This window comes from Coprococcus sp. HCN-4056 (genome assembly GCF_037892645.1).
Classification (GTDB): domain Bacteria; phylum Bacillota; class Clostridia; order Lachnospirales; family Lachnospiraceae; genus Coprococcus; species Coprococcus ammoniilyticus.
Window position 1 is genome coordinate 362,856 of record NZ_JBBKBL010000002.1, and the last position, 14,735, is coordinate 377,590.

The following is a 14,735-nucleotide window of genomic DNA, read 5'->3' on the forward strand; positions in this document are numbered from 1 at the left end:
ACAAAAATAAAATTCCATGAATGGGATAACAGGGAGCCGGAAAGCTCCTGTGTTACCCCGCCATGGAATTTTTTTAACTTAAATTTGCAGTTTTATTTTACTGTGACCTTCACCCGTTTATTTACTCCATTTAATGCAGTAACATAGATATAACAGGTTCCTTTTTTCTTTGCACGGATCGTACCCTTTGCCGTTACAACAGCAACCGCTTTATTGGTACTGCTGTAGCGAAGCTTAGCACCATGCCCTTTGGATAACAGTTTCTTCTTGTTATCCTGTAAGATAAGCTTAGTTGTTATCTTTGCTGTTTTACCTTTCTTTAAGGTATACTCTGTCTTCTTGCACTGAATCTTCTTTACATTTGTATATGTCTTGTTCTTCGGCCCTGCGATATGGAGGGTCAATCCTGTAGCAATATACTGCTTCTTCCCATTTACAATACGATATGCCTTGACACGGACTCTGTATGACTGCTTCCGGTTCAGACTCTTGCCTTTATACTTACTCAGTACTGTTGCGTTCTTCTTTGCACCTGAAATCGTCTTAACAACAGTCAGCTTCTTTCTGTTACATGGAGCTGCATAGACATCATATCCCTGTGCCCCCTTAACAGCTTTCCAGGTCAGTTGGATTCCCTTCTGTGTCCATGCAACCTTCTGTTTGCTGGAAAGTGTCTGTGAATTCTTCTCAATCTGCTTCTTAGTCAGTTCCTCTACAACCGGTTTTTCCGGTTCTAACGGAGGCTCCGGCGTCTTAACAACCGTTACCATGATCTTAATCGGTGCATTCTGTAACAGCTTCTCATCAACGGTACATACCAGTTTGCTCAGATCTGTATTGTTCGTACGGACATCTGCTGTGATATCTGTACCATTCATACTCCATGCATTGATCTCGTAGCCAGCGATCACCGATGCTGTCATTGTAACCGTGCTGTCCCGATATACTTCAAGACTACCGGATCCGGCGGATACATCCTGCATAAGATCATTCTGTTTTTTGCGATCCACATGAACAGCTATTGTTCCTGTCTTTGCTCCATCTGCTGATACCAGCTCATACTGAAGTTCTACCTTTGGAATCTCCTTATAAGTAACTGCAACCTCTACATTTTTCTCAAAGCCTGTATCTGGTGCCTGAATCTTGATCTGCTTATTGTCTGTATTTTCTATATCAGAAACCGTCATATCACTGTAAGCTGCACCATCCATCATTACTGTGATCTGATCCACTTCATATCCGGTCTTCGGTGCTGCTGTCATAACGATATCCTCTGTGTGGTATCTGTCAATATAACCACCGGATACAACATCACACTCCAGTGTTCCGTTATTATCACTGTTATATGTGACAGTTGGACGATCAAGCAGAACGAGTACAACACGCATGGATTTGTTTACACTGTTAAATGAACCTTCCTTCGCATCCTTTCCGGTTGCGATCGTCTGTTCTTCTGAACCGATAAACAGCTTCCACGCAGAGATCTGATACTGCTCCGGTACATCTGCTTTCATAACAACCGGCAGATTCTTTACGATCTTTGTATCATTGCTGATCTGCACTGAATCGCTCCATGCCGTAACAACATCATCTACCTGCTGTCCCTGTTCATTTACCGCTTCAAAATGAAGTGTTTCCATCTGGAACATATTGACAACCAACTTGATCTTCATGTTCTTCTGGACGTTGGATACTACATACTGATCTCCTCCGGTTGCTGCAACTGTATAATGTATATCATCTGTATAGATTCTCCATTCTGATACAGTAACGGATTCCGGAAGATCTGCTGTAAGTGTCACCGTTGATCCCTTTGCTGCCTTGCCATCCTGAACCTGTTCTGAGACATTGATCTTACAGCCTGCAACCGATGTATCCGGATCTTCTGCGATCACTTCTGTCTCAAATGAATATGTCTCTACCGGTTCAAATTCAACGGCCACAACAGTATCTGTCTCCACATTATCGAGTGTGATCTCTGTTCCGGCAAAGATACTTCCGTCAGTATTTTTCTGGATCTTTGCTGAACCACCATGAGAAACCGTCCACTGTTTTACGACATAATTCTCATCTGGAACCGCCTGAAGCAGGATACTCTTTCCCGTAAGGACGGTCTCACCTGTATCGATCTTGCTTCCATAGCTTCCGGCCTTTACATAATATGCCTGAAGACTTCCGTTTTCCGGCTGATCGTAATTCAACTGGTAGGTCTTTGCTGCAAAGGATACACTGACATGAACACTGCTGCTCAATGCTGAAATGATCAATGTATCTCCATTTACCACATAATCAGTTCCGAGAACCAGATCTTTTCCATCACTTCCTGTTACCTTCCATGCTTTGACCTTATAATTATCCTTTGGAATTGCTTTAAAGGATACCTTGCTCTGATCTGCTAATCCGGTTCCGGATGCAAATGGCTCTTTGGAGTCTCCACAATATCCTTTTATCGTTCCCTTGCCATCAGACTCATATCGGACTGTATACTGGTTCGATACGATCTGATATTTTCCTCTGTTCAGAGTGACGTTATATTTCTTCAGGAATTCTTTTACCAAATCTATATACTCACTGTCTTCTTCGGTTCCAACTGTAAGCCATGCGATTCCGGTCTGGTAAACACCTGCTGTCGAATTTTCATCTAACTTCGGCTCAGCCTCTATTGTCATCAGATCCGACAGTTTATATTTAGCTGCATCTGAATCCAGGATACCGGATTCTGTGTCATCACCCGCATATTTTACAACAACATCTGACAGGCTTAATACTTTATCTGCCATGTCATCCTCTGATATACCATCCTTTGATGGAGCAGTAATAACGATCGGCCGTTTGCTTACGGTAAGCATCTTCATCGCATATGATTTGGTCTGACTGGTACCGTTCTGTCTGGTTATCGTCGCAACAAATGTATGCTGTCCCGGCCATTTTGGAGTAAATGTATTGCTGGCTATATTTTCCGTTACAACCTTATCCTCTCCATCCACATAGGATACCTGATAAGATACAGAAGCATCTGCTGCAAGCGGTTCTGTCGTTATATTGCCGGATGTATCGTTTTCCCGTTTTCCCTGTCTGACTTCTAACTTAATGGTATTGCCATATTCCGCATTGTTTCCGGAAAGAACGTATACCGTATTATCCGTACGATCTACTACATAATAAACAGTCTGTGTATCAGTAGGATATAATGATGTATTTCCTCCATAAGATACAGTTACCGTATAATCTCCGGCTTCTTCCGGATTCCATACAACAGAAGCATTACCATTCTTATCTACATCGGTTGATATATCACGAATAGAACCGGTCCGGTTATTGAAGAAGTTTACATTTACAATTCCTGTTTTATCGATATTGACAGAAGATGTAACTGCCTCTGCAACATGGATCTGAACCGTTGTCTGATCTCCCTTTATGATATCTTCAACCTGTGTATCATATGTTTCATTTACGGTAACAACCTCCCCAGGGGTAACACCATACTGCTTAGATGCTCCACTTCCCATAAGAGAAAAGGCATCATCCGTAGCGATCTTTAATTCATTAAATGTTGTAATGATCTGCTCCTGCTGGTTCTCATCTGTTACCGTCTGCTCAGTCTTGTAATAATACGTCTCATCCGCAGTCCGATCTGCTTCGGCGGATTTTGCATACATGATATAAGCATTATTTCCTTCGTATGCCTCCGGCCAGTACAGATACCAGGTTGTTCCATCAACCTCGATATACTGCTGATTTGTAGTGCCAGCAGATTCTTCTTTATATCCGGCATAAGCAGGCACATAGGACTGAACAGTACCGGCATACGCTTTTGCTGTAATTGCTCCATCTGTACCCTGTTCCAACTGATACCACTGTGTAACTGCTTCTGACATAGCATCTGTGCTGTACAACAATATCTCACCATCGGCTGTTACTGCTGTATATGCATAATAAGTCTTGCCCGCTGCAGTCTCTGTCACCTGTTCTGTCACAGGCTTTATTGTATCTGCATCAACTCCATTCCAGAGAGCGGCTGCATCACCGGTTGTTCCACTCTGGAATACATTTGGTATTACTTCATTTAATTTCACCTTTGCAGTTGCTGTTCCTGCTGTCTCATTATATCCTTCCAGTACATACCATTCATTTGTCTGGCTGTCAAAATAGATAAATTCCGGTATTACTGCATCCGGATATACAGCGGATGCCACTGCACCATTCTTATACTGGACAAATGTCTCCTTCTGTGTTCCGATCATAACCGCTACAGTCTTCGATACCGTACGTTCATTCGTAACCGTCCGTGTCTGTGTGTACTGTCCAAATGCTGTATTGGTTCCCTTATTCGCACTGTCGGACTGTGTATTGCTAATCGTTGCTGTCATCATACTGTCAGCCCTTCCAACATGCAGGATACCCGGAGCTCCATATGCATATAACCGCACACCCTTTATCAGCTCAGAAAGAACGCATCGATAAGAATTGCCATCCATATCCTCTGTGATACCATTTAACTTCAATGTACTTCCATTTATACCGGAAGCTTCTTTGTCAGTCAGGTTTACCCAGTTGACCGAACCTGCTTTTCGAACCTGCCATGCATAGGACAGACCGCCTTTTGCATTTGCAGACGGAAGTGCATCGATCACAAAGCTCGCATTACCGCCGACAACAACTCTCTGTACACTTGTCATGCTTAAGATATCCGGTTTCTCACTGTCAGCCAGTGTATGAACGGATACCTCCGGTGTGTATTCGGAGTATACAGTCTCGCCTCCGCTGTTTGTTCCAACTGAACGAAGTGCAAATTCATATTCCGTCGATGGTTTCAGTCCATCATAGGTGTAAGAAGAACTGTCACCGCTGATCGTATCTAACAGGCTGTATTTATTGGTTGTAATACCATCATTAAATACCTGATAGATCTCATATTTCTCTGCCTTCTTATAACCACTTTCCCATGCAAGCGTTACATAATCCGCGGTCACTGTATCCACACTGATATCTTCCGGTGGAGATGGCGGCTGTTCGACATTCTTTACAACAAAGCCAAGGATCGGAACATTGTTGTCGCCAAGTTTTGCCTGCCAGATACCAAATTTTGTACTGAAGCTGTACTGGGAATCCGTCGCTGGCGGGTAAGCTACCACGCCTTCCTTTGATACTGATGAATAATCAAATGTTGTCTTACCGGAGCCCCAGCCACCGCCAAGCTTGACACCACCGCCATAATTCATCTTCGCCACTTTGGCATCTATCTCACCTTCTACACCAAGTGTCAGTTCGAAGCTGTTCGTCTGGGTCATTGTTTTACTGCTCTGTGTATTGTTCGTAATATTCATAGCTACCGTTGTCTGGTCATTGACCTTATTATTGATCTCTACCCAGTTCGGATAGCCAACAAACCCCTTCATTCCAAGTGAACTGGTCGCATAGGTATCCGGACATCCCGGCGTACTGGACAGAATATCCTTCGTAATTACCTTATTCTGCAGAGTTTCATCACTTTCTGCAAATCGGTTAAAGGTATCTACATCCATGGTCGAATAGACCGGCTGCTGCTGCACTCCGACCTCCATGGTATACGATGCACTTCCATTCGCCGGTGTGATGACATATTCATACAATATAACCGGCGTTCGATAAAGTACTACCTGATTCTTCGTACCATCATTTTCAAAACTAATCGAATACTCATGGGAAAGCTCATCCTCATACGACCACTCCCAGTCATGGGTATAGGACGCCTCCGTATGGAACTGCAATGCTGAAGAACCGATGGAAAATGATGCATATGCTCCGATGGATGCCATCTTCGTCTTACTGGTTACCGTTCCTTGTCCGGATAGCTTACCATATAAGGTTTCTCCGATATTGCCATTATAATAATTATCCTGAAGCTCTCCAAAATATGGAGCAGCCTGTAATATAGCCAGAATATCTACATTACTGTATGTATATTTCTTGCTCTTAAAGGTAAATACATCTGTATCTTTATCCGCATCAACTGCTGCAATCGCCAGGCAAGGGAAATCACTCATACCGACATGCCGCACCAGCTCATTTGAACTTGAATCAAAGTAACTGCCCGGTGTACAGATACCGGTTGATGAATTCTTGTTCTGTTCCTTACCGGACATGTTCACCCGGTAAAAGTACCGGTTAAAGCTCTGTTGCTTATATCCGGTCGTATATAAAACCTGCTCAATTCCCAGATCATTTTCATCAAAGTTTCCTGCCACACATCCGTCTACCCAGGTATCGGATATGATATAACCGCCGATTCCTTTATCACTGCTCTGACATACCTTGGCTGTATAGTCCTTTTTCCATGATTCATTTTCAAACTTCCAGAAAACACCATCTAAGAAAACCTGCTCCGCATCATTTCTTCCGTTTACTGCCGCACAGGTCAATGCAGGAAGCGGATGCACATTATCATCTTTATCAAAGCCTGCATTTACAAAATTACACATATCCATTACGTTTCCGCCGGATGGAATTAATGTCTCCACATCTTCATTTGGATCGTATTTCAATGTTACCAGCATATACTTTTTATTTGAACCGGATTTATCTCCATCCGGGCCATCATTATCACTGTATACACCGGCAACTACAACTTCCGGGAAGCCATCAAAATCAATATCACCTGCTGCTACAGATGCGTAACGTATATATACACTGCATGTATCCTTATCCATTACATACTTATTCATCTGCTGTGGTTTCTTGTTCTCTACCTTATAACAGGCAAATACAGAGCTTCTCTGCTGCAGCTTCTTTCCATCACTGTCATCGTGGATATTCGAATAGGAACCAACCAGAAGGATCTCATCTTTACCATCCCGATTGATATCCGAAGTTTCTATCGACATGTTGATTGTTGCTCTTGCTGTCTTACCATTATTGGTAAATTTACCTGCCATATCCGCTCCGGTATTTCCCATAAAACTACGAACCGGAATATTATCACTGATCGGCGATAAGGTGATTCCGTCCAGGATCATAATATACGGATCTCCACGTTTTGGAACATAGACTGCGATATCTTCATCTCCATCACCATCAAAATCTCCTGCCTTTAATGTAAAATAATTCTTATAGGCACTGTATTTTTCCAACTGATTATCCCGAAGCCAGTCATTATCATCACCCGATCCAAGGCTGAAGGTCTTTCTTAATTCCTGACCTTTACCGGATGCACTGTATCTTGCTACAACAAGCTGCGGATCTTTTCCCAGTGATGCGCCAACAAGTGCAACCATATTATCACGGCCGGTTCCATACGGATCATAACCGTCTACATTTACATACTTGACATCAGCTGCGCCGGATGCTGTACGGCTCTGCATAAATCCATTGTTGTTCCGTTTCGAATCCGGTCCAACATAATAGCCCTTGATATCCGAGCTTTTCGTATAGTTATACGTCTCAGCATTTCGGTTCTTTCCACTGGATCGATACCATAAAAATGCTTCCATCTTTTCATTAAATGCAGAATAGCCGGAACCGTATGGATTTTCACCGTCATTTGCATTAAATGAACTTGGTGTCGTCAGATTAAATCCATATTTATCCTTTCCGCTGTTATCTGCATTTGAGGTATCTGCCTGCGTGACCGCCTGCCCCGGCGGCTCATCCGCAAGAACTCTGACCGGATTTCCAACCCCAGGAAACATACCGATCACCATCGAAATTGAAAGCATTGCTGCCATCCATTTCTTTCCCCATTTTCTGTTCATGTTCTCATCATCCCTTTCTTACATAAATGTTATTCTTGTTTCTGAATGCTGTCTCTGCATCCAAACCTCCAGTTACATAATAATTATATCGAAATATTTTCTAAAAAGAAAGAAAAATAGATGCATTTTATAAATATATTCATCTTGCAAACACAATATGTGTATTTATTCTGACAATTTGCGTTAGTTTATTAGAAGCGAATACAATTTAAAACGCATAATGTTATGCAAATATTGTCGGATCAAATCATAAATTATATCCCTCTTGCTTCAAAAAAAGACATTTTCATATGATATCCTTATAAAAATATATCCCAAATTTCGGACATATCTTAAACTGTAACATCATACGAAAATGTCTTATTATGTGCTCCAACTATTCTATTTTTTATTCATTAAACTGCTGTTCTATTATGAATGAATGCTATTCTATTTCCATTTTACCTGGTAAATAAATGCTGCCTTCTGATTACATCTTACTTTGTAAGTAAATATTGTGCCTGATTACATCTTACTTTGTAAACAATGCTTCTATAAATACATCTGCGATTAACTGCTGTCCAACTGCTGTTGGATGATCATCTGGATCTATATAATTTTCTGCATTCTGATTATTAAGCACAATATCATTTGAGGAAGCAAATGCTTCATAGCAATCTGCCAGTACAACATTCTTTTCTTTACATACTGTACGAATGATTGTATTTGCCTGACTGATCTTTTCTTCTGCATACTGGCCGATATTGACCGTTATCCCTCCTGCCGATATTTCATAATCCATATTACGATATGGATTATATAATGTCATGATTGCAATCCGGCAATCCGGTGAATCCTTACGAATCAAATCTATACTATCTGAAAGATTATTATAAAACCGATTCAGATTATCTTCCGCAGACCGGTCTGCCTCCTCAAAGTCCCGGATAAATGTCTTTTTGTTAATTTTTCCCCAAAGCAGAGAATCATCTCCTGCACCAGAATATCCATAAAAATAATCTTCGTATTGCATAACAAAGAATTCAAACGGAAGAAGTGCATCATTCGTACCAATGCAAAATGTTACATAATCAGCATGGTCTAACAGATCTACCTTGTCTTTTTTGATATTTTGCCACATGTCGCCACTGAGCTGACCATTTACACCTTGATTACATTCGACAACCTGCATCCCCTGTTGTTTCATATAAGCAGCAATCCTTGCAGAAAATCGTTCATTCTCAGCATGTTCTAATGAATATCCATATGTAATCGAATCTCCCAATGCAACATATATAACAGAATCATCCGATACCTGCTCATCTAACTGCAACAATTTTGCATTATTCTTTGTACGACCATGCAATCCCCAGACGATTGCAATAACACATGCCCCGGCTACTGTGATCAGTCCGGCAGCCTTCCATTTCTTCATATCGATCACCTCTGTTTTATATAATAACTTGAAATCTTTCATTTTATCCTAATCCGGTATAATCTCTATATATACCTGATCGTATTTGTATTTCAGTTCTTGCTTGATCTCATCCCGGACACGATGCAGAATGCTGATATGTATGACGTCTGTTTTATTTCCAATATATACTTCAACCCAAAGCTTCCGTCCGGTCTGGATAACATCTAAGAATGTAACCTCATAGGGATAATCATTCATATGTTTATCCACGATTCCACGTATCTGATTTAAGACATCTTCCTCCGGCGCAAATAAAATCAGATTTTTAATACTCTGGAAAATCTCCTTTACCGGTTCTTTTATAAGGAGCAGTGCCATAATTACAGCTACTGCAGGATCAATATACGGCGTCAGAAACCGAAATCTCGTTGTAAACAATATCATCTGAACTGCAAATGCTACGGCTACTCCCATACTGCTTATAACATCAAGCTTCCACATATAAAGCTCAGCTTTGATCGTCGTAGACTCATACTTTTTACTGTAATGACCAAGCAACAGATACATGCCTGCACAGCCAAGACATACAAGCAATTCAAATATAGCAATACTGCCGGCATCAACTTCATGTCCACCATGTAATAATAGCTTTATATTTTCAACCATTAGATTGCAGGTAAGTGCTAATAATACACTGTACTTTACCAGTAAAAACAACGATTCTACCTGCGCATATCCATATGGATGCTTCTCTGTCACCGGTTTATAAAGCAGGGGCACAAGCACCAGAAACGGTCCGATCATCACTAAATCCGCTGCATCAAACAAACAATCAGTCCACAAAGAATGGGAATGGGTAAACCATGCCATCACACCTTCCGCTACTATAAACAATACACTTCCAAAAAATGATAGTTGTAATATTCTCTTTTCAATCGTCAGTTTCTCTTTCTTTTCCCTACGTTCTTTCTTTACACTGTTCACTTTTTTCGCACTATTATCTGTCTTCATCTGTTTTCTCTTTCTTACTTTCATCTTTTTCTATTCTTCAATCTCACAACTACCACTATAACACAAAAATCCCGCCCGGCATACACCAAATGGAATTCTTTGTACCGTTCACAATTATATGCAAACATATAATTTTAATTATTAACTGACAAAAAGCCCCTGTTACTGCAATATAACAGTAACAGAGACTTTTTATTATTGACTATTATAATTCACGTTTTCGTGCAGTCTATTATTTGTTAGCGATTGCAGCCTGAGCAGCAGCAAGTCTAGCGATAGGTACACGGAATGGTGAACATGATACATAATCAAGACCAATCTTGTGGCAGAATTCAACAGATGAAGGATCTCCACCGTGCTCACCACAGATACCGATATGAAGCTTTGGATTAACTGGCTTACCAAGTTTAACAGCCATATCCATGAGCTTACCAACACCAGTCTGATCAAGCTTAGCAAATGGATCATTCTCGAAGATCTTAGCATCATAGTAAGCATTTAAGAACTTACCGGCATCATCTCTTGAGAAACCAAATGTCATCTGTGTAAGGTCGTTAGTACCGAAACAGAAGAAGTCAGCTTCCTTAGCGATCTCATCAGCTGTAAGAGCAGCTCTTGGGATCTCGATCATTGTACCAACTTCGTACTTAAGCTCAACACCAGCAGCAGCGATCTCAGCATCAGCTGTCTCAACTACTACCTTCTTAACATACTTAAGCTCTTTAACTTCACATACAAGTGGAATCATGATTTCTGGCTCAACATTCCAATCTGGATGCTCTTTCTGAACTTCGATAGCTGCACGGATAACAGCCTTTGTCTGCATCTTAGCAATTTCTGGATATGTTACAGCAAGACGACATCCTCTGTGACCCATCATAGGGTTGAACTCATGAAGTGAGTTACAAAGTGCCTTGATCTCTTCTACTGACTTATTCTTAGCCTTTGCAAGCTTCTCAATATCTGCTTCCTCTGTAGGAACGAACTCATGAAGAGGTGGATCCAGGAATCTGATAGTAACCGGGTTACCTTCAAGTGCTTCGTAAAGAGCCTTGAAATCTCCCTGCTGATATGGAAGGATCTTATTAAGAGCTTCTTCTCTTTCTTCTACTGTATCTGAGCAGATCATCTCACGGAATGCTGCGATTCTTTCTGGATCAAAGAACATATGCTCTGTACGGCAAAGACCGATACCTTCTGCACCAAGCTCACGAGCCTTCTTAGCATCTGCCGGTGTATCAGCATTTGTTCTAACCTTAAGTGTTCTGTACTTATCAGCCCATGCCATAACACGACCGAATGTACCTGCGATTGAAGCATCAACTGTCTTAATAACTCCATCGTAAATGTTACCTGTTGTACCATCGATTGAGATGAAATCTCCCTCATGGAACTCTTTGCCTGCAAGTGTGAACTTCTTGTTCTCTTCATCCATGATGATATCGCCACAACCTGATACACAACAAGTACCCATACCACGAGCAACTACAGCAGCATGTGATGTCATACCACCACGAACTGTTAAGATACCCTGTGCTGACTTCATACCTGTGATATCTTCTGGTGATGTCTCAAGACGTACAAGAACAACCTTCTCGCCCTTAGCTGCCCATGTTTCTGCATCGTCAGCTGTAAATACGATCTTACCACAAGCAGCACCCGGTGAAGCACCAAGTCCCTTGCCCATTGGTGTAGCTGCCTTAAGAGCTGCTGCATCAAACTGTGGGTGAAGAAGTGTATCAAGGTTACGAGGATCGATCATTGCAACTGCTTCTTCCTCTGTCTTATGTCCTTCATCAACAAGGTCACAAGCGATCTGAAGAGCTGCCTGAGCTGTTCTCTTACCATTTCTACACTGAAGCATGTAAAGCTTCTTGTTCTCAACTGTGAACTCCATATCCTGCATATCATGGTAGTGATTCTCAAGAGTCTCACATACCTTAAGGAATTCTGCATATGCTTCTGGGAATTCCTGCTCCATCTGAGCGATTGGCATTGGTGTACGAACACCGGCAACTACGTCTTCGCCCTGTGCATTGATAAGGAACTCACCCATAAGCTTCTTCTCACCTGTTGCAGGGTCACGAGTAAATGCAACACCTGTACCAGATTCATTATTTAAGTTACCGAATACCATAGGCATTACGTTAACTGCTGTACCCCATGAATAAGGGATATCGTTATCTCTTCTGTATACGTTTGCACGTGGGTTGTCCCATGAACGGAATACAGCTTCGATAGCTAACTTTAACTGCTCAACTGGGTCTGAAGGGAAATCTGTTCCTAACTGGTTCTTGTATTCAGCCTTGAACTGCTCTGCAAGAGTCTTAAGATCAGCTGCTGTAAGTTCTACGTCGAACTTAACACCCTTCTCTTCTTTCATCTTATCGATGAGCTGCTCAAAGTACTTCTTACCAACTTCCATAACAACGTCTGAGAACATCTGAATGAAACGTCTGTAAGAATCATATACGAAACGCTCGAATGCTGGATCTGGGTTGTGTGCGATCATTGCAGCAACAACTTCGTCATTTAAACCAAGGTTAAGGATTGTATCCATCATACCTGGCATAGATGCTCTAGCACCTGAACGAACTGATACTAATAATGGATTCTCAAGATCTCCGAACTTCTTGCCGTTGATCTCCTCCATCTTCTTAACACCTTCCATAGCCTGTGCCATGATCTCGTCGTTGATCTTACGACCATCTTCATAGTACTGAGTACAAGCCTCTGTTGTGATTGTGAAACCCTGTGGAACTGGAAGACCAATTGTTGTCATCTCTGCAAGGTTTGCACCCTTACCACCGAGAAGATTACGCATGGTCATGTCGCCTTCGCTAAACATATAAACCCACTTGTTTGCCATTTGTTTATTACCTCCTACGTATCTAATTAAATATATGCTGAAAAAAGCCTGCTTTAGGGCAGAATTTTCCCACCACTCTGACGTGATTATATCATATGACCTAATAATATTAAACCACTTTTTTCAATTTTTTTCTCTTTTTAACCGCATATTCCGGAATCTTTTTCAAAAAGAAAGAGACATCCGCCGGATAATGTTCTTTTCCGTCAAATGTCCCTTTTATTTTTCAGATTCGATCAACCGGGTACTCTAATCCGAGATATTGATTCATTTCATCTGATTAATATTCAAATTTCTTCTCAAAATATGCCTTCAGATCTTCGATCTTTACTCTTTCCTGCTCCATGGTATCTCTGTCACGGACAGTTACAGCACCATCTTCTTCTGAATCAAAATCATAAGTTACACAGAACGGAGTTCCGATCTCATCCTGTCTTCTGTAACGCTTACCGATATTTCCTCTGTCGTCGTATTCACAGTTGTAGTATTTGCATAATTCAGCATATACCTTTTCTGCTCCCTCGCCGAGTTTCTTGCTCAGTGGAAGGACACCGATCTTAACAGGTGCAAGTGCAGGATGGAAATGTAATACAGTTCTTACATCCGGCTTCTCCTCTGTTCCGATATTTTCTTCATCATATGCAGCACAAAGGAATGCAAGTGTTACACGATCAGCACCAAGTGATGGTTCGATAACATATGGAATGTATTTCTCTTTCTTCTCATCATCAAAGTAATCCATCGGTTCGCCGGATACAGTCTGATGCTGAGTCAGATCGTAATCCGTTCTGTCTGCGATACCCCAAAGCTCGCCCCATCCAAATGGGAATAAGAACTCTATATCTGTTGTTCCCTTGCTGTAGAAGCAAAGCTCTTCCGGTGAATGATCACGGGCACGCATCTCTTCATCCTTGATACCAAGGTCTTTTAGCCAGTTGATACAGAAGCTTCTCCAGTAATCAAACCATTCAAGGTCTGTTCCCGGTTCACAGAAAAATTCCAGCTCCATCTGCTCAAACTCTCTGGTACGGAACGTAAAGTTACCCGGTGTGATCTCATTACGGAATGACTTACCGATCTGTCCGATACCAAACGGGATCTTCTTTCTGGATGTTCTCTGTACATTCTTGAAGTTTACAAAGATACCCTGTGCTGTCTCAGGTCTTAAATATACTGTGTTCTTTGCATCCTCTGTTACACCCTGGAATGTCTTGAACATCAGGTTGAACTGTCTGATACCTGTAAAATTATGTTTTCCGCATGAAGGACAGCAGATATTCTTTTCTTCGATAAAGCTCTCCATTTCTTCATTTGACCAGCCATCAACGGAACCTTCGATCTCCATGTTATTCTCTGCCATGTAGTCTTCGATCAGCTTGTCTGCACGGAATCTTTCATGGCACTCTTTACAGTCCATCAAAGGATCTGCAAAACCGCCAAGATGTCCGGATGCTACCCATGTCTGTGGGTTCATCAGGATCGCACAGTCAACACCTACATTATATGGATTCTCCTGTATGAACTTTTTCCACCAAGCCTTTTTTACATTGTTCTTTAACTCAACACCAAGGTTACCGTAATCCCATGTATTTGCAAGTCCACCATAAATCTCTGAACCCGGATATACAAAACCTCTGTTCTTTGCTAAAGCAACGATCTTGTCTAATGTCTTTTCCATAATGTCCTCCATTTATATTTCATCTTTTATTTGTACGTTATTGTACCTTCT

5 protein-coding genes are annotated in these 14,735 nt (G+C 41.5%); all 5 read right to left on the reverse strand.

Going from position 1 to position 14,735, the window contains the following annotated elements:
• Window positions 1–92: 92 nt before the first annotated feature.
• Window positions 93–7,730 carry an InlB B-repeat-containing protein gene (locus WKT03_RS04135; protein ID WP_340390940.1) on the reverse strand — a complete coding sequence of 2,546 codons (7,638 nt, stop codon included), beginning with the start codon at window positions 7,728–7,730 and terminating at the stop codon, window positions 93–95.
• A 511-nt stretch (window positions 7,731–8,241) separates the two neighbouring features.
• Window positions 8,242–9,144, reverse strand: a complete 903-nt coding sequence (locus WKT03_RS04140) for an SGNH/GDSL hydrolase family protein (RefSeq protein WP_340390941.1) — start codon at window positions 9,142–9,144, stop codon at window positions 8,242–8,244.
• 48 nt (window positions 9,145–9,192) lie between these two features.
• The gene (locus WKT03_RS04145) at window positions 9,193–10,137 is read right to left on the reverse strand and encodes a cation diffusion facilitator family transporter (protein WP_117822722.1); all 945 of its coding nucleotides are present in this window, start codon (window positions 10,135–10,137) and stop codon (window positions 9,193–9,195) included.
• 232 nt (window positions 10,138–10,369) lie between these two features.
• Complete coding sequence (gene ppdK / locus WKT03_RS04150) at window positions 10,370–13,006, reverse strand: pyruvate, phosphate dikinase (protein WP_021943737.1); 2,637 nt, start codon at window positions 13,004–13,006, stop codon at window positions 10,370–10,372.
• Window positions 13,007–13,286: 280 nt separating this feature from the next.
• Window positions 13,287–14,684, reverse strand: a complete 1,398-nt coding sequence (locus WKT03_RS04155) for a glycine--tRNA ligase (RefSeq protein WP_021943736.1) — start codon at window positions 14,682–14,684, stop codon at window positions 13,287–13,289.
• Window positions 14,685–14,735: the final 51 nt, after the last annotated feature.